At 61.7% G+C, this 16,008-nt stretch carries 15 protein-coding genes; 7 read left to right on the top strand and 8 right to left on the bottom strand.

Translation table 11 applies throughout. The features are described from left to right. Positions 1–3 precede the first annotated feature (3 nt). Complete coding sequence (locus ACYG97_RS29140) at positions 4–1,548, bottom strand: 4-hydroxyphenylacetate 3-hydroxylase N-terminal domain-containing protein (RefSeq protein ID WP_023710044.1); 1,545 nt, start codon at positions 1,546–1,548, stop codon at positions 4–6. A gap of 92 nt (positions 1,549–1,640) precedes the next feature. Between ACYG97_RS29140 and ACYG97_RS29135 the strand changes: the two genes are divergently transcribed. The 3 genes from ACYG97_RS29135 to ACYG97_RS29125 all read left to right on the top strand — a co-directional run bounded on the left by ACYG97_RS29135 (position 1,641) and on the right by ACYG97_RS29125 (position 3,778). Continuing rightward, complete coding sequence (locus tag ACYG97_RS29135; protein ID WP_023692273.1) at positions 1,641–2,510, top strand: helix-turn-helix domain-containing protein; 870 nt, start codon at positions 1,641–1,643, stop codon at positions 2,508–2,510. Positions 2,511–2,778: 268 nt separating this feature from the next. Beyond that, positions 2,779–3,525: an IclR family transcriptional regulator gene (locus tag ACYG97_RS29130; RefSeq protein ID WP_023686930.1), complete on the top strand. Its 747-nt coding sequence runs from the start codon at positions 2,779–2,781 to the stop codon at positions 3,523–3,525. A 22-nt stretch (positions 3,526–3,547) separates the two neighbouring features. After that, positions 3,548–3,778: a helix-turn-helix domain-containing protein gene (locus ACYG97_RS29125; protein WP_023710046.1), complete on the top strand. Its 231-nt coding sequence runs from the start codon at positions 3,548–3,550 to the stop codon at positions 3,776–3,778. 84 nt (positions 3,779–3,862) lie between these two features. On the opposite strand, the gene ACYG97_RS29120 is transcribed toward ACYG97_RS29125, so the two are convergent. Then, on the bottom strand, positions 3,863–4,588 hold the full coding sequence (locus ACYG97_RS29120; protein WP_023682721.1) for an SDR family oxidoreductase: 726 nt from the start codon (positions 4,586–4,588) through the stop codon (positions 3,863–3,865). Between the two features lie 147 nt (positions 4,589–4,735). Between ACYG97_RS29120 and ACYG97_RS29115 the strand changes: the two genes are divergently transcribed. Then, the gene (locus ACYG97_RS29115) at positions 4,736–5,632 is read left to right on the top strand and encodes an AraC family transcriptional regulator (RefSeq protein ID WP_023732271.1); all 897 of its coding nucleotides are present in this window, start codon (positions 4,736–4,738) and stop codon (positions 5,630–5,632) included. Between the two features lie 70 nt (positions 5,633–5,702). Here ACYG97_RS29115 and ACYG97_RS29110 read toward each other — a convergent pair whose 3' ends face one another. Both ACYG97_RS29110 and ACYG97_RS29105 read right to left on the bottom strand, forming a co-directional pair. Beyond that, on the bottom strand, positions 5,703–6,722 hold the full coding sequence (locus ACYG97_RS29110) for an NAD-dependent epimerase (protein WP_023695199.1): 1,020 nt from the start codon (positions 6,720–6,722) through the stop codon (positions 5,703–5,705). A 31-nt stretch (positions 6,723–6,753) separates the two neighbouring features. Continuing rightward, complete coding sequence (locus ACYG97_RS29105; protein WP_023732272.1) at positions 6,754–8,034, bottom strand: nucleotide sugar dehydrogenase; 1,281 nt, start codon at positions 8,032–8,034, stop codon at positions 6,754–6,756. A 102-nt stretch (positions 8,035–8,136) separates the two neighbouring features. On the opposite strand from ACYG97_RS29105, the gene ACYG97_RS29100 reads away from it, so the two are divergent. From ACYG97_RS29100 to ACYG97_RS29090, 3 genes are all read left to right on the top strand, one after another. Further along, on the top strand, positions 8,137–8,319 hold the full coding sequence (locus ACYG97_RS29100; RefSeq protein ID WP_023667816.1) for a hypothetical protein: 183 nt from the start codon (positions 8,137–8,139) through the stop codon (positions 8,317–8,319). 179 nt (positions 8,320–8,498) lie between these two features. After that, positions 8,499–9,476: a UDP-glucuronic acid decarboxylase family protein gene (locus ACYG97_RS29095; RefSeq protein WP_023667815.1), complete on the top strand. Its 978-nt coding sequence runs from the start codon at positions 8,499–8,501 to the stop codon at positions 9,474–9,476. A 225-nt stretch (positions 9,477–9,701) separates the two neighbouring features. Beyond that, entirely contained in the window at positions 9,702–11,663 is a 1,962-nt protein-coding gene (locus ACYG97_RS29090; protein ID WP_023732273.1) for a 3-hydroxyacyl-CoA dehydrogenase NAD-binding domain-containing protein, read from the top strand. 7 nt (positions 11,664–11,670) lie between these two features. Here ACYG97_RS29090 and ACYG97_RS29085 read toward each other — a convergent pair whose 3' ends face one another. The 4 genes from ACYG97_RS29085 to ACYG97_RS29070 all read right to left on the bottom strand — a co-directional run bounded on the left by ACYG97_RS29085 (position 11,671) and on the right by ACYG97_RS29070 (position 15,885). Then, a complete protein-coding gene (locus ACYG97_RS29085) occupies positions 11,671–12,942 on the bottom strand; it encodes a cysteine desulfurase-like protein (RefSeq protein ID WP_023682725.1) in 1,272 nt (423 codons plus the stop codon). A gap of 45 nt (positions 12,943–12,987) precedes the next feature. Beyond that, entirely contained in the window at positions 12,988–13,662 is a 675-nt protein-coding gene (locus ACYG97_RS29080; protein ID WP_023667812.1) for an amino acid ABC transporter permease, read from the bottom strand. Positions 13,663–13,811: 149 nt separating this feature from the next. Continuing rightward, a complete protein-coding gene (locus ACYG97_RS29075; protein ID WP_023732274.1) occupies positions 13,812–14,609 on the bottom strand; it encodes an ABC transporter substrate-binding protein in 798 nt (265 codons plus the stop codon). Positions 14,610–14,685: 76 nt separating this feature from the next. After that, positions 14,686–15,885 (bottom strand): pyridoxal phosphate-dependent aminotransferase, encoded by a 1,200-nt coding sequence (locus ACYG97_RS29070; RefSeq protein WP_023732275.1) that lies wholly within the window; start codon positions 15,883–15,885, stop codon positions 14,686–14,688. Between the last annotated feature and the right edge of the window lie 123 nt (positions 15,886–16,008).

The raw sequence follows: 16,008 nt of genomic DNA, 5'->3' as shown, positions 1-16,008 counted from the left end.
ACATCACCCGGCCGTAGAAGCGAGCGGATTGAGCCAGGTATCTCCCGTCCAGCCGTTCTCGTCATAGTCGGCCATGCAGGTGTCGACCAGTTCTTCCATGGCCTTCAGCCGGCCGCCGCGTTCGGCGCCCTTCAGCACCTGCAGCCGCACCTCTTCCGGCGCACCGGCATAGTTGAGTTCGTAGAGCGCGTGGCGGCCGCCGAACTCGGTGCCGGTCGCGTCCCACAACAGTTTCATGATCTTGATGCGCTCGACATGGCCCATGTCGTTGGAACCGCGCACATATTGCGCGAGGTATTTGTCGATCTCGGGATTGTTGAAGTCGCGCACCGATGACGGCAGGTAGATCAAGCCGGAGGCGATCACCCGGCGCACCGTGTCGATGACGCGCGGGTAGGCTTCCGACATGAAAGTCCGGTAGGCAAGGGCTGCTTCCAGGTTGGGCAGGACAGCGCCATTCGCCCAGGGGATCGGATTATAAGCCATGGCGTTGGAAAAGCTCCAGAACATGTGCCTGAGCGCGATGACCTCGCCCAGCGCCGCCTGGTTGCCTCGGAAGGCATCTCCGCCGGTGGCGCGCAGCGCCTTGGCCAGCAGGCCGGCGAGGAAGTCGAGCTTGACGGCAAAGCGTGTGCAGCCCTGGAAGCAATAGCCATGCATGAAGCCCGAAGCCGGATGGAAGGACAGGATTTTCTGCGCGTCGCGCAGCACCAGCACGTCCTCCCAGGGGATGAAGACATTGTCGAGCACCAGGATGGCATCGTTCTCGTCGAAGCGCGACGACAACGGATAGTCGAACGGAGCCGCCGCCGTGTTGGCCGTCTGCTCATAGGAGACGCGGCAGAACATCTTTACCCCCGGCGCATTCATCGGCACGATGAACATGACCGACAGCGACGGATCTTCGGTGACCGTCGCCGAGCTCTGCGCCAGGAAATTGTAGTGGGTCAGCGCCGAGGACGTCGCCACCACCTTGGCGCCGGAGACATAGATGCCGGCGTCGGTCTCCTTGGTGATGTGGACGAAGACATCCTTCACCTGTTCGGCCGGCTTGTGGCGGTCGATCGGCGGGTTGACGATGGCGTGGTTCATGAACAGCACGGCTTCCTGCGCACGCTTGTGCCAGGCGAGCGCATTGTCCTTGAACGGGCCGTACCAGTCGGCATTGGCGCCGAGCGTGTTCATCAGTGCCGCCTTGTAATCGGGCGTGCGGCCCATCCAGCCATAGGACATGCGTGACCACTCGGCGATCGCGGTCTGCTGGGCCGCGAGTTCGCCGGAGGATTTGGCGACGCGGAAATATTTGTGGGTGTAGCCGCCCGAACCGGTATCGGTAGGCGAGGTCAGCGTGCCCTGCCGCTTGGGATCGTGCAGCGCATCATAGAGGCGCGCCAGCGACCGCGCCGAATTGCGCATCGCCGGATGGGTGGTGACATCGGCAATGCGCTCGCCGTTGATGTAGACCTCGCGGCCGTCGCGCAAGCTCTCCAGATACTCGGCCCCGGTGAACGGGCGCCCATTGTCGGCACGAAAGTCTTCCGATCGCATGATGTTCCTCCACTTATGGCATCAACTCTAGCTCTCCTGGCAAGGATCGGTTAGGACGTAACGGCAAAACCGATTGGACTTTTTCCGGCGCCATGAGCCTCAATTCCATTCCTGATTTCTTTGTCTATGGCGAGCCGGTGCGGCCGCTCGAAGTCGGCTTCCTGCATGTCGAGACGGTGCTTGCGCGCAGCAACATTCATCTCGGCCAGGTTGCCGCGCACAAGCATCCGCAAATGGGCCAGATCACCTACTGGACAAGCGGCTCCGGCACTTATCGCATCGAGGATCAATCCTGGCACTTTTCGGCGCCGGCCGTCAGCTTCGTGCCGAGCACCATCGTGCATGGCTTCTCGATCGGGCCCGGCACCGACGCCATCGTCGTTTCGGTCGCCGATGATGCGCTTGCGGCAATAGCCGCTCACAGCCTGCTGCCATTGGATCGGCCGGTTTTTGCCGATAGCCTTCCTCAGCACGTCGCGTGGAAAAGGCTTGCGGCGGTGCTGGAGATGATCGCCACGGAATATGCCGAGGCGCAGGCCGGGAGTGACAAGACCCTGCCGGCGCTGATTGCCGTCGCGCTCTCCCACGTCGCGCGTCTTGGTCCCGAGGTAATGGATGCGACTGGCTCTTCCGATGCTGCATTGGCGCGCGGCTTGCGCCGTCTGGTCGATGCGCATTTCCGCGACAACTGGCCCGTCGACCGCTACGTCGAGGCGCTGGCCACGACACCGCATCTTCTCGACAAGGCCGCCCATAGGGTGCTTGGCAGCGGCGTCAAGCGGCTCATGGGCGAGCGACGGTTGCTGGAGGCCAAGCGCTTGCTGCTGTTCACCGTGCGCACCGTCGAGGACATCGCCTACGAAATCGGCTTCGACGATCCGGCCTATTTCTCACGCTTCTTCCGGGAGCGGGTTGGCCAGGCGCCCGCCGCCTGGCGCCGCGCGCAGCTGGGGCAGAGTTGAAGCTTCCGCGCCGGCCAGGATCAGGCGTTTGGGTCGACACGCCGGCCAGGCGCAGCGCCGCCGAGTTGATCCACCTGTTGATAGGTGTTGCCGCGCAGCATCACCCCTCGCACGGCGCGGCGCATCGAGATTGATGTCGCCGCGAAACTTGCTGGTGTTTTTTGTCGCTTCCAAACGGTTCGTTATTTGAACCACCATTTTATGTGCTATGAGCGGACTGCAAGGTGGATTGGCTTCCCTCCCATGCGAAGTATCTTGAGGATGCACGATGAGCACAGTCGGCAAAGCGATATCGCTGTTGGAACAGTTCACGCTCGGCGAACCGGAGATCGGCCTGTCCGAGCTCGCCCGCAAAACCGGCCTCGACAAGGCGACGGCGCGGCGCCTGCTGATGGCGATGGCCGACCACCGCCTGATCGAACAAGAGCCGGCAAGCCGCCGCTACCGGCTCGGCGCCGGCCTGTCGCGGCTGGCCCGGTTTCGCGACGCGCATTTTCCCTTCGTGCGCGTGGCAGCACCTGTGGTTCGCGAGCTGGCGCTGGAAACCGGCGAGACGGTGCATCTGTCGGAATTCAGCGCCGGCGCACTGCTGACGGTCCATGTCGAGCTGTCGGCAAAGGCCAACCGGGTCAATGTCGATGTCGGCCAGGTGCTGCCCTTGCACGGCACCGCCTCCGGCATCGCCTTTCTCGCCGCTTCGCCTCGGGAAGCGGCCGAGGCCTATGTCGACAAGCCGTTGCCGACCTTCACGCCACACACGGTGACGCAGCCCGACAGGCTGATGAAGGCGATCCGGCTTGCCGCCAAGCGCGGCTATTCCTCGAGCTCCCAAGGCTATGAAGAAGGCGTCCACAGCATAGCCGCGGCAATCCTCGGCTCCGATGGCCGTCCTTTAGGCACTCTGGCGGTGGCCTCGCCTGTGTCACGCGCCGATGACAGCATGGCGGCCAGCCAGGGCGAAGCGGTGATCAAGGCGGCGCGGCTGATTTCAGCGCGCCTGGCCGGCGAAGCCTGACATCTCTACCGTCGCAGGGGAGATGATTAGCGGGTTAAGTTCCCAGCGGCGCACCGGCCTTGCCGCGAGACCGGAACGCTTCGTCTGGGACAGGCGGCTGGAGCGCAGCAAGGAAGAATTGTTGTCGCCCGCCCGAGCGTCGCCCACGATCTCGGAAATCGCCTTTGCTTGGGGGTTCAATTCGAGTGCGCATTTTTCGCGCGCGTTCGAGAGCCGGTACGATGTGGCCCGCGGAAGTTACGCCAGAGGCTGAGGGCGGGTGCGTTGAGGGGTGGGCCGTTTGCCGGATCTCGGAGAGCGCCCCAGCTCGCCGAAAGCCGGCATCCGGCAGCAAGTTCTACATATTGGCGGCGGTTGGCCGTACGATCACTTCGTTGACGTCGACGCCATCGGGTTGATCAAGCGCAAAACGGATCGCCCGTGCAATGGCGTCCGGTGTGAGCGACTTCTGCCGCCATTCTTTCAGAGCCGTGGCGACCTGAGGATCGCTGATATCGTCGCCCAGTTCGGTTGCGGTCACTCCGGGGGAGATGATCGTGGCGCGGATGTCGTCATGCTCCTGCCGCAGCCCCTCGGTGATTGCCCAGACGGCATATTTCGTGCCGCAATAGACCGCCGCGGTGGGCAGCACGATATGCGCACCGACCGAGGCGACATTGACGATATGCCCATTCTTCTGGGCGACGAAGCGCGGCAGCACCGCGGCGATCCCGTTCAGCACGCCGCCGATGTTGACATTGATCATGCGAGACCACTCATCGCGCTTCAGCGCGGCAAGCGGCGACAGCGGCATGACGCCGGCATTGTTGACCAGCACATCGATCTGCCCGAATTCGGCATGAGCGGCATCGGCAAAGGCGTCGAAATTCGCCGCGTCAGTCACGTCGAGTTCGCGCCACGCGACGCCTTTGCCTATTTCTGCGGCCAGCGCCTTGAGCCGCTCGGTGCGGCGGGCCCCGATGAACAGTCTGGCGCCGGCACCGGCAAGTTCCCGAACCGTCGCTTCGCCGATGCCGCTGGAGGCGCCGGTGATGAGTACAACCTTGTCTTTAAGTCCCGTCATGATCGTTCCTTTTTCGCTGCGGTGACGGGGAGATAGATGGCGCGAACCGGCAAAGGCCGGTAGCGTGATCGTCCAAACAGTTTGCACGATCCTCCAAATGAACTCGAAATGCCTTGCAACATTTCGCGCCATGAAGATTTATGCGGCATGGAGAAAATCAATGAACTCGCCGAGCTGATCACCCGCTTTGCGCTGAAATCTGGCATGGCCGGCACTGCGGTGCCGCGGCTGTCGCTCATTCGCGCCAACCAGCCCAGTGCACCCGTGCCTGCGGTCTACGAGGCGTCGCTTTGCATAATCGCCCAAGGATCGAAGCGCGTCTCGCTGGCCGACCAGAGCGTGGTCTATGACGCATCGAGCTACCTGCTCGTCTCGGTCGACCTGCCGCTGGTCGGGCATGTGTTGGAGGCGAGCCCGGCGGCGCCCTACCTCTGTTGCAAGATAGATTTTGATTCCACCGCGCTGGCCGAGCTGCTTGTGAAAGAAGGACGTGCATCCCCCAGCAGGGATCTGCCGGTGTTAGCTGCCTATCCAAGTGACCCCGACCTGATTGATGCCGCCTGTCGGCTTGTCAGGCTGCTCGATCGCCCCGAGAGCATCACCGTGCTGGCGCCGCTGATCGAACGCGAAATCCTTTACCGGCTCCTCACCGGACCGCACGGTGACACGCTTCGCCAGATGGCGTCGGTGGACAGCCACCTGAACCAGGTCAGCCGCGCCATCGCCACGATCCGCAATCATTTCCAGGCACAACTGCGCATCGAAGAGATTGCGGCGGCATCAGGCATGAGCGCGTCGTCCCTTCATGCCCATTTCAAGGCGATTACGCGCATGACCCCGCTCGAATACCAGAAGCAGCTGCGCCTGCAGGAGGCGCGAAGGATTATGCTTGCCGGCGGCGCAAACGCAGGCACGGCCGGGTTCGCGGTGGGCTATGACAGCCCTTCGCAGTTCAGCCGAGAATATCGTCGCCTGTTCGGTGCGCCGCCCCGGAAAGATATTGACCGCCTTCAGGCAACACCCAGTTCGGCTGCGGCTTATTGAGTTTTCCGAGCGGCATGCGCCAGCCATGGCTGGTCAGGAGCCAGCCGCCTCCAGGTGGCGAAGCGTCCGATCATGCTCGGTAGAACTCCCGGTACCATTCGACAAAGCGCGGAACCCCTATTTCGATCGGGATTTTGGGCTTGAAGCCAGTCGCCTCCTCGAGCGAGCTGACATTGGCGAAAGTTGCCGGAACGTCGCCTGGCTGAAGTGGCCTGAGGTTGCGGTTTGCCTTGCGTCCCAGCGCGTCTTCGAGCACCTCGATCAATCGGTTCAGTTGAACGGGCGAATTGCCGCCGATGTTGTGAATCCTGAACGGGGCGTTGCTGGTCGCTGGGTCTGGCGCGACACTTTTCCACTCAGGATTGGGTGTCGCGGGTTGCTGCATGACGCGGATAATACCTTCGACAATGTCGTCGATATAGGTGAAATCCCGCTGCATGTTGCCATAGTTGAAGACCTCGATCGGCTCGCCGGCGAGGATAGCCTTGGCGAAGATGAACAGCGCCATGTCCGGCCGCCCCCACGGACCATAGACGGTGAAAAAACGCAGCCCGGTGGTCGGCAGTCCAAACAGATGGCTGTATGTGTGCGCCATCAGCTCGTTCGCCTTCTTGCTTGCGGCGTAAAGGCTGAGCGGATGGTCCGCCGGATCGTGCACGGAAAACGGCATGCGGGTGCTGCCGCCATAAATCGAACTCGACGATGCATAGACCAGATGGCCGACCGACGCCTGCCGGCATCCTTCCAGGATGTTGACAAAGCCGCTGAGGTTGCTTTCCACATAGGCGTGCGGATTGCTGATCGAATAGCGTACGCCGGCTTGCGCCGCGAGATTGACGACAACCTCCGGCGCGGCCGAAAGGAAGAGCTCCGAAATACGGTCCCGCTCCGTGAGATCGGCATGCTCGAAACAAAAATTCGAAAACGCTTTCAGCCGCTCGAGACGAGCCTGCTTCAGGCTGACGTCATAATACTCGTTCATGGAGTCGAGGCCGATAACCTGGCGTCCTTCGGCAAGCAGCCTCAGGCAAAGATGAAACCCTATGAACCCGGCTGCGCCGGTGATCAGTATCGGCCTGCTTGATGTCACTGCATATCCTAGCGTTAATTTCAGGCGAGCTTTACAAGCTCCAGTATTTTATGTTGTCGGGAACTTCATTGGGCTTGATGGCCGACTTGACATCGAACAGTGTCCCCCCCGGCCTGATCATTTGAAAAAGACGCGCTCTTTCGTTGGTGAGATATTGCCTGTGAGGCACCGCCAGAACAAGCGCCTGCAAATCGTTTATCTCATCGAGCGGCAGGATTGTTTCGCCGTGATCACGCCGAGCGGTTTCGACATCGGCAAGGGGATCATGGACTTTGGGGACAATTCCGAACTGCCTTAGTTCCTTGACCATGTCGAAAACGCGGCTGTTGCGCAAATCCGGCACGTCCTCCTTGAATGTCAGCCCGAGAATGCCGACAGAAGCCCCTTTGACGGGCGTGTCAGAACCAATCAGCCGTTTGACAACCTGCTGGGCGACGAAGGCCCCCATGCCGTCATTGATGCGACGTCCGGCGAGGATGATCTGCGGATGGTAACCTTCGGCCTCGGCCTTGGCGGTCAAATAATATGGATCGACGCTGATGCAGTGGCCGCCGACGAACCCCGGTTTGAAGGGAAGGAAGTTCCATTTCGTCGACGCAGCATCAAGAACATCCTGCGTCCGGATATCGAGCCGCTCGAAGATCATTGCCAGTTCGTTCATCAGCGCGATGTTCAGATCGCGCTGGGTGTTCTCGATAACCTTCGCTGCCTCGGCCACCTTGATCGACGGGGCGCGGTAGACGCCGGCATCGATGATACGGCCATAAACGTTCGCGACGCGCTCCAGCGTCTCGTTATTCTCGCCGGAGACGACTTTGACGATCTTTTGCAGCGAGTGTTCTCGATCGCCGGGGTTGGCGCGTTCGGGCGAATAGCCGAGGGCAAAGTCGCGGGGATGTCGCAGGCCGGAAACCTGCTCGATGATCGGCCCACAGAAATCTTCGGTCACACCTGGATAGACTGTCGACTCAAAAACGACGACGGCGCCTTTGCTCACCGCCTCGCCGACGAGTTCGGACGCCAGTTTCAAAGAAGCTAGATCGGGAGCGCGATTTGCGTCGATAGGGGTTGGCACGGCGACGATGAAGAAAGTAGCGCCTTTCAACATCTCCCGGTCGGTGGTCAGCCCTATCGAGGTCTCCTTGAGCGCCGTTGCGTCAACTTCCCCCGTACGATCGACGCCGCCACGCAATTCCCCGATCCGACGCTCGCTGATGTCAAAAGCTATGGTGCCGGGGAAAACCTTCCCAAAGGCAATGGATACCGGCAGGCCGACATAACCCAGGCCGATAACTGCAATGCGTTCGGACATCCGTGGGGTTCCTCGAGCCACCTGTTGAGCCGACGTGCTTGTATGGCAGGCTGTTGGCCAATTCAACGATGCTCTATCGCGAAGAGGAATGTCTCACGAAAAATGGTCGTTGCCATTTTCATGTTGCCATCCGCCGATGCCATCGATGTTGTGGATAAAATCCAGCAGGACCGGGTTTCGAGCCACTCTCTGCTGCGGATTGGGGTGAACCGTCAGGTTCTGCCGGCCATCTACGCAGCGGCGGCCCTGACGACAGGGCTGATATTCTCTGCTGCCAATCCATAGGCCACTATCGGCCTCAATCGTGCCTTCTGATCAAACCAAATGCCCGGATCGGAATTCGCATCGGCACCGAGCGGATCTGCGAAATTTCAGTTTGGTCCTTGTGCATTGGCTGCGGACACGTCGTATCCTGCGTGTGGCGACCGATATCTGGTCGATCAGCATTTGCCTGGGAGCAGAAATTGGCCAGACTCTATGACAGCCGCAGGCGCATTCTCGTTACCGGGGGCGCAGGGTTTATCGGCTCGCATCTTATTGACCGCCTGTTGGAACGAGGCGACGAAATCTTGTGTGTCGACAACCTTTTCACCGGATCAAAGCGCAATATCGACCATTTGGCCAAGCATCCCCGCTTCGAATTCATGCGCCATGACGTGACCTTTCCGCTCTACGTCGAAGTCGATGAGATTTACAACCTGGCGTGTCCGGCCTCTCCTGTTCACTACCAGTACGACCCGGTTCAGACGATCAAGACCGCCGTGCACGGCGCCATCAATGTTCTTGGACTGGCAAAGCGGCTGAAATGCAAAGTCTTTCAGGCCTCCACCAGCGAGGTCTATGGTGACGCGTCTGTGCATCCGCAGCCCGAGAGTTACTGGGGCAATGTAAACCCGATCGGGCCGCGCTCATGCTACGATGAAGGCAAACGCTGCGCCGAAACGCTGTTCTTCGACTATCACCGACAACATGGCTTGTGGGTCAAGGTCGCGCGGATTTTCAATACGTTCGGGCCGCGCATGCACCCGGCAGACGGCAGGGTTGTCTCAAATTTCATCGTGCAGGCGCTTCGTGGTGAACCGATAACCATTTTCGGCGACGGCTCACAGACAAGGTCGTTTTGCTACGTCGACGACCTGGTGAGCGGCATGCTGCGCCTTATGGATACGGGGCCGGAGGTGACCGGTCCAGTAAACATCGGCAATCCAAGGGAAGTAACGATCAGGCGCTTGGCCGAACTGACGACGCAGATGACCGGATCAGGTTCGGATATAATTTACCGCGATCTTCCGCAAGACGATCCGCGGCACCGCCAGCCCGATATCACCCTTGCCAAAAGGCTTGTCGGCTGGGAGCCGACAGTGACTTTGGAAGCCGGGCTGCAACAGACGATCGACTATTTCAAAGCCCTGCTGCCGAAGGTTTCCACAAACTCGCCTTGACCCGGCACCGCAGTGTAACCGTCAAGTCTGACCGATCACCGTCGTGGTAGCGACGCCTTTTGCAGTCGACTCCGGTAGGCTTGAAGTTTTTTGAATTCTAATTATTTTAAGCTTGAAATTATTTGAAGAACCCCATGGCTCTTCATCCGTCCGAGCCGGGACACCGGCATTTGGCGGAGAGCAGAAGGAGGAGGAAGATTTGCCGTCGTTCCGGGATAAAACTCCATGAACACAGCACGATTTTCCGAGAGTGTCACAGGCAAGATCGTCGATGGCGTTCTCGTCGTCACGATCGAAAATCCGCCGGCCAACGCGCTGTCCTTCCATGTCAGGGCCGGACTGATGGCTGCGCTTGGGCGTGCGGCGTCGGATGAAGTGTCTGCCGTGGTGCTGACCGCCATTGGGCGCACCTTCATCGGTGGCGCCGATATCAAGGAATTCGGCAAGCCCGCTATCAAGCCCACACTGCCTGAAGTGATCGAAGCGATCGAGAGCTTCGCGAAACCGGTCGTCGCGACAGTTGGCGGCGCGGCGCTCGGCGGCGGCTGCGAGATTGCGCTGGCCTGCCACTACCGGGTGGCCAGCAAGGCGGCCAGCTTCGGCCTGCCCGAGGTCAAGCTCGGGTTAGTGCCTGGGGCCGGCGGAACCCAACGCCTGCCCCGCCTCATCGGCACGGTCGCCGCAATCGACCTGATCGGCACGGGTCGGCCCGCGAAAGCCGACGAAGCGCTCACTCTCGGTCTGATCGATGCCATTGCAGACGATCTTCCCGAAGGCGCGCTCGATGTCGCCCGCCGTCTCGTTGGCCAACCGTTGCGGCGCACGGGCGCGCTTTCCGTCCCACGCTCGCAACCCGAAGCCGAAGCGGCAGCCGCAAGAATGGTGCTTTCCCGCAGCCGTGGACAGATCGCGCCTGCAGAAGCCGTGAGATTGGTCCAGGCTGCGTCCATGGCCAAACTTGAGGACGGTCTTGCGGACGAACGCGCGACCTTCCTGCGCCTCCGGGATTCTCGCGAAGCGGCAGCGTTGCGCCACGTCTTCTTTGCCGAGAGGCAAGCCAGCAAAGTCGACAGGCTGGAGGGTGTCACGCCTCGCAAGGTCGAGACCGTCGGTATCGTCGGAACCGGCCTGATGGGTGCAGGCATCGCGGTCTCGGCCTTGAATGCCGGCTATCGCGTAATCGGCATCGAGCAGAACGACGGCGCCGCGGCAAAAGGATACGAGCGTATCGCCGGGCTTCTCGACAAGTCGGTCCAATCCGGCCGTCTCACCGATCATGCGCGCAGGGAGGCGCTGAGCCGGTTTGAAGCGGCCAGCGACGCCGGCAGGCTGGTGCAGGCCGATCTGGTCATCGAGGCAGTGTTCGACGATCTCGCGGTAAAAACCGAACTCTTCCGGAAGCTCGAACGTATCGTCCGCCCGGACGCCATCCTTGCGACCAACACCAGCTACCTCAACCCCGACGAGATCGCCTCTGCAACCGCCCGGCCCGAACGGATCGTCGGCCTGCATTTTTTCTCCCCGGCCAACGTCATGCGGCTCACCGAAGTGGTGGATTGCGCGGCGACGGCGCCCGATGTGCTCGCCTCGGCGATCGCCTTCGTCAGGAAGCTCGGCAAGCTGCCTGTCGTGTGCGGCGTTACCGAGGGTTTCATCGGCAACCGCATCTATTCCGCCTACCGCCGCGAGGCGGAGTTCATGGTGGAGGATGGCGCAGCACCCGATGAGGTGGATGCCGCGCTGGAGGCCTGGGGCTTCCCGATGGGGATCTTCGCGGTCAACGACATGGCTGGGCTGGAGATAGCCTGGGCGCGGCGCAAGCGACAGGCGGCGATGCGCGATCCGCAAGCACGTTATGTCGAGATCGCCGACCGGCTGTGCGAGGCCGGCCGCTTCGGCCGCAAGACCGGGCGCGGCTGGTACGATTATTCCGACGGCGAGCGCAGGAGCGACCCGCAAGTAACGGCGCTGATCGAGGCCGTGCGAGCGGCCAAGGGCATCGTGCCGCGCCGCTTTTCGCCCGATGAGATCGTCACGCGCTTGCTGGCGGCAATGGCCGACGAGGGCAAGGCATTACTCGCCGAAGGCATCGCGGCGCGTGCCTCCGACATCGATCTGGTGATGATCAACGGCTATGGTTTCCCGGCCCACAAGGGCGGGCCGATGTTCCGCGCCGGAGAGGTTTAAGGACCAGCTACGACAGCCTTGCGATGACGGCGCGCAGTGCCTCGCCGAAACGCCTGACCTCGTCGACAGTGTTGTAATGGACCAGCGAGGCGCGGATGGCGCCGCTGTCCATCGACAGGTTGAGACGCTTCATCAGCCGGGGCGCATACATATGGCCGTCGCGGATGCCGATCTGCATGTCAGCCATTTCCTCGACGATCCGCTGCGGCGACAGCTTGCCGATGTTGAAGCAGAATGTCGGCACGCGTTCGTTGATGCGGGCTTCCTCGGCGACGCCGTAGATCGTGGCATTGCATCCCTTGAGCACGGCGAGCATCTCACGCGCCAGGAGCACTTCGTAATCGCGGATGGCGCCCATGCCGGCAACGATGTTGTCGCGCCGCGAGCGGTTGTTGGAGGGCGCCAGATTGCGGCCGATCAGTTCCAGGTACTGCACTGCGGCATCCATGCCTGAGACGTTCTCGTAGATGAAGGTGCCTGCCTCGACCTTGTAAGGCGGCTCGTCGGGGATGAAATCCTCGCGGAAGGTCGGCAGCCGCTTCAGCGTTTCGAAGCGGCCCCACAGAAAGCCCATATGCGGCGAGAAATTCTTGTAGCCGGAGCAGACGAGATAATCACAGTCCCAGGCCTGCACGTCGATCAGCCCGTGCGGTCCGTAATGCACGCAGTCAAGGAACACTTCGGCGCCGGCCGCATGCGCGATCGCGGCCACCGAAGCGACGTCGACGATCGAGCCGATCGAATGCGCGGTCACCGTGCAGGCGACAAGACGGGTGCGATCGGAAACCAGCGGCTTGAGGTCGTCGACATGCAGGTTGCCGTCCTCGCGCATGCGCCACCATTTGAACTTGGCTCCGGCGGGCTCCAGCGCCAGCCACGTGGCGATGTTGGCGTCGTGGTCCATATCGGTGATGACGATCTCGTCGCGCTCTGTGTCCTTGGCCAGCATCTGGCCGATGCCGAGGCTGACCAGGCGAATGAACGAGGTGGCGTTCATGCCGAAGCAGATTTCCGACGGACTGTAGGCGTTGATCAGCAAGGCCACGCTCGTCCGAGCATCCGCAACCGATTGGTCGACCGTGACCGAGCGCCCATAGCGACCACCACGCTGCACATTGTGCGAGACCAGGTGATTGGTCACCGCGTCGAGCACGCTCTGCGGGATCTGCGCGCCGGCGGCGTTGTCCATGAAGATGAAATCACCGGCGCGCTGCAAGGCCGGAAACATGGCGCGGATGGTGTCGACCGGAAAGCCGCCGGCGGCTTGGGAATTGCTCAACTGTATCTCCTGCGAATGGCTTGGGAAGCGGGACGGTTGATGAGGTCAGCGCGTCTTCTCGGTCTTGAAGCGGTCTTCGAGCAGGCTGACGAGGCGGACCATGGGCCAGAGGAAGATGAGATAGACCAAAGCGGCGCCGATCAGCGGCGAGGGATTGGCATAGAGCGATTGCGCGTTGGTCGCTTCCTTCAACAGTTCAGGCAGCGCAACAGTGGAAGCGAGCGACGTGTCCTTGAACATCGAGACGCAATTGCTGGTCATCGGCGGGATGACGACTCGGATCGCCTGCGGCAGCACCACCTTGCGCAAGGTCAAAAGGAAAGGCAGGCCGAGCGCCTGTGCTGCCTCGAATTGGCCTTTCGGAATGCTCTCAATGCCGGAGCGGAACACTTCTGCTGAATAGGCCGACATGATGATGGCGAACGCCGTCACGGCGGAGGCCCAGGACGACAGACGGATGCCGAGGAAGGGCAGCGCATAATAGATCAGGATCAGCACCACCAGCACCGGCAGGGCCCGGAAGATGTCGGTGTAGCCGACCGCCAGCCAGCGCAGCGGCTTCGGCGCATAGAGCCGCAACAGGCTGATCCCCAGGCCGATGGGAATGCCGATGCCGATACTCAAAATGCCGAGCAGCAGCGTGTTCAGGAAGCCACGCAACAGCGCCGGCAGGCTGGACATGATCACGTCAGGATTGAAGAAGGTGTCGATTAGCGACATGGGAGCGTTCCCGAACCCCAGAGCAAAGGATGCTCAAGTTAAAACCAATCGACCTTGCCTCCCATGAGGCATCCGTGCGGCAGCAGGCGCCGGAGCGTGAAATGAATCGTGCCGGCCCGGGAGCCGGCACGATTTAAGTGCATTGCCGGTCAGGCCTTGGGCAGCGGCGTTTCCTTGACCGTCGAGGAATCGGCTGGCGCGTCGCTGCCGAACCACTTCTTGTGGATCGCGGCCAGCGTTCCGTCCTTCTTCATCGCGGTCAGCGCGTCGTTCAGCTTGCCGAGCAGCGGATGGTCCTTGCTCATCATCAGACCGTACTGTTCGCCGGTCTTGATGCGCTGCTTGACCTTGAGGTCCTTCATCTTGGTGAAGGAGTATTCCATGCCCGGAATATCGCTGACGGCGGCGTCCACGCGGCCCGCGCTGAGGTCGAGCAGCAGGTTCTGCTGCGTGTCATAGCCCTTCACGTCGCTGTAGCCGTCAGCCTCCTGATGCGCCTTGACCCAGGTCTCGCCGGTCGAGCCTGAAAGCACGCCGACGATCTTGCCCTTGAGGTCGGCCTCGGTGTTAACAGCGCTATCGGTCTTCGTCGCAATGCCCATGTCGGAGTCATAATAGGGCTGGGTGAAGGACAGCGTTTTCAGTCGCTCCGGCGTGATGGTGATCGAGGAGATCGCGACATCGATGCGGTTGGAACTGACAGCCGCGAACAGCGCCTGGAAGCCGAGGTCGGCAATGTCGGTGGTCATGCCGGCTCGCTTGGCCGCTTCGTTGACGATGTCGACTTCAAAGCCCTCGAACGTGCCGCTCTCGTTCTTGTATTCGAAGGGCGGATTGGTCGGGTAGGCGCCGACATTGAGCACATCGGCGGCAAAGGCGGTGGCCGGGCCGGCAGCGATGCCGATCGTGACGGCGAGAAGAAGCAGGTTGCGACGAGTGAAGCTCATTTTGTGTTCCCTCTGGTTGTGATCGGGCGGGTTTGCTCCCGCACGGTTTGTTGCCGTCCCACCTCCCAGCGGGGCGTCAATTCATGGCGGCGACCATGCGCTCGAGCGCGGTCGCTATCTGGTCGCGTTCACGGCACACGCACATCCGCAGGAAGGCCGCTGCCGAATTTCCAAAGAGGTGGCCGGGAGCCAGCCCGACGCGCGCCGTCTCCAGTATCCTGGCGCAGGCCTGCCGGGCGTCGCTTTCGCCGTCCATGGCAAAGAAGGCATACATGCCTCCGCGCGGTTTCGTCGGCAGGATGATGCCGGGAATCTGGGCCAGCCTGTCATAGGCAAGGTCGAGGCCGGTTTTGATCCGCTGCCTGATCTCCTCGACCAGCGACTCGCCTTGGCGAATGGCGGCGACAGCGCCGGCCTGGATCGGCGCGGCGGTGCCGCTGTTGATATACTGCGTCATGGCGCCAAGCTGGTCGGCTACCCCCGACGGATGCGTCAGCCAGCCGATGCGCCAGCCGGTCATCGCCCACGCTTTCGAAAAACTGTTGACCGACAGCACCCGGTCGCCATCCTCGGCGATCTGCAGGATGGAAGGCGCAACATTGCCCTCGAAATAGAGCCGGCCATAGACCTCGTCGGAGATGATCCAGATGCCGGTGCGCCGGCTGAAGTCGAGCAGCGCCTGCATCTCATCGCGCGACGCGGTCCAGCCGGTCGGGTTGGACGGCGTCGACAGGAAGATCGCGCGGGTACGCGCATCGCAAGTGGCGAACAGCCGGTCGAGATCGAGATGCCAGTCGCCCTTGAAGTCGAGCGAAAACGGCCGTGGCTCGCCGCCGATCAGATGGATGGCGTTGTGGATGTTGGGCCATTGCGGCGCGACATAGACGACGTTGCTGCCGGTATCGACCAGCAGTTCCAGCGCCAGGTACAGCGCCTGCATGCCGCCGGGCGTGACGGTGGTGCGCGCAATCGGGATCGACCGGCCGTGGATGCGCGTCTGATACTCGGCCAGGGCTTCGTTCAGTGGCCCATGGCCACGCATGTTGGGGACGTAGAACGTCTGGCCTTCATCGAAGGCGGCCTTCGCGGCATCGCGGATGAAGGCCGGCGTCACCATGTCGCCTTCGCCGTACCAGAGCGCGATCACGTCGCCCAGTTCTCGGGCGCGCACGGCAAGGTTGGCAATGTTTTCGGTGTGCAGGTCACGGATCTGGGCACGTACGCCGTCGAAAGCATAACGCGCGCTGGACGATGACTGGGGCAGTATGAACGACAAGGACTGAAACCCCTCCCACCCGGAGCACCGCGACGGACTGCCCGGCAAGCCCCACCGGCACGACAAGTCGCCATCGAGTTTGGATGCTATCCAATGTGCTGCGCTTTTCAAGGAAAAAGTTTT

Source organism: Mesorhizobium sp. W067 (assembly GCF_054719525.1).
This window is presented reverse-complemented; position numbering and strand designations above follow the sequence as displayed.

Bases quoted from the DNA above. Each gene is read 5' to 3' on its own strand.
- ACYG97_RS29140 (WP_023710044.1), bottom strand. From the start codon at position 1,548: ATGCGATCGGAAGACTTTCGTGCCGACAATGGGCGCCCGTTCACCGGG.
- ACYG97_RS29135 (WP_023692273.1), top strand. From the start codon at position 1,641: ATGAGCCTCAATTCCATTCCTGATTTCTTTGTCTATGGCGAGCCGGTG.
- ACYG97_RS29130 (WP_023686930.1), top strand. From the start codon at position 2,779: ATGAGCACAGTCGGCAAAGCGATATCGCTGTTGGAACAGTTCACGCTC.
- ACYG97_RS29125 (WP_023710046.1), top strand. From the start codon at position 3,548: ATGATTAGCGGGTTAAGTTCCCAGCGGCGCACCGGCCTTGCCGCGAGA.
- ACYG97_RS29120 (WP_023682721.1), bottom strand. From the start codon at position 4,588: ATGACGGGACTTAAAGACAAGGTTGTACTCATCACCGGCGCCTCCAGC.
- ACYG97_RS29115 (WP_023732271.1), top strand. From the start codon at position 4,736: ATGGAGAAAATCAATGAACTCGCCGAGCTGATCACCCGCTTTGCGCTG.
- ACYG97_RS29105 (WP_023732272.1), bottom strand. From the start codon at position 8,034: ATGTCCGAACGCATTGCAGTTATCGGCCTGGGTTATGTCGGCCTGCCG.
- ACYG97_RS29100 (WP_023667816.1), top strand. From the start codon at position 8,137: ATGGTCGTTGCCATTTTCATGTTGCCATCCGCCGATGCCATCGATGTT.
- ACYG97_RS29090 (WP_023732273.1), top strand. From the start codon at position 9,702: ATGAACACAGCACGATTTTCCGAGAGTGTCACAGGCAAGATCGTCGAT.
- ACYG97_RS29080 (WP_023667812.1), bottom strand. From the start codon at position 13,662: ATGTCGCTAATCGACACCTTCTTCAATCCTGACGTGATCATGTCCAGC.
- ACYG97_RS29075 (WP_023732274.1), bottom strand. From the start codon at position 14,609: ATGAGCTTCACTCGTCGCAACCTGCTTCTTCTCGCCGTCACGATCGGC.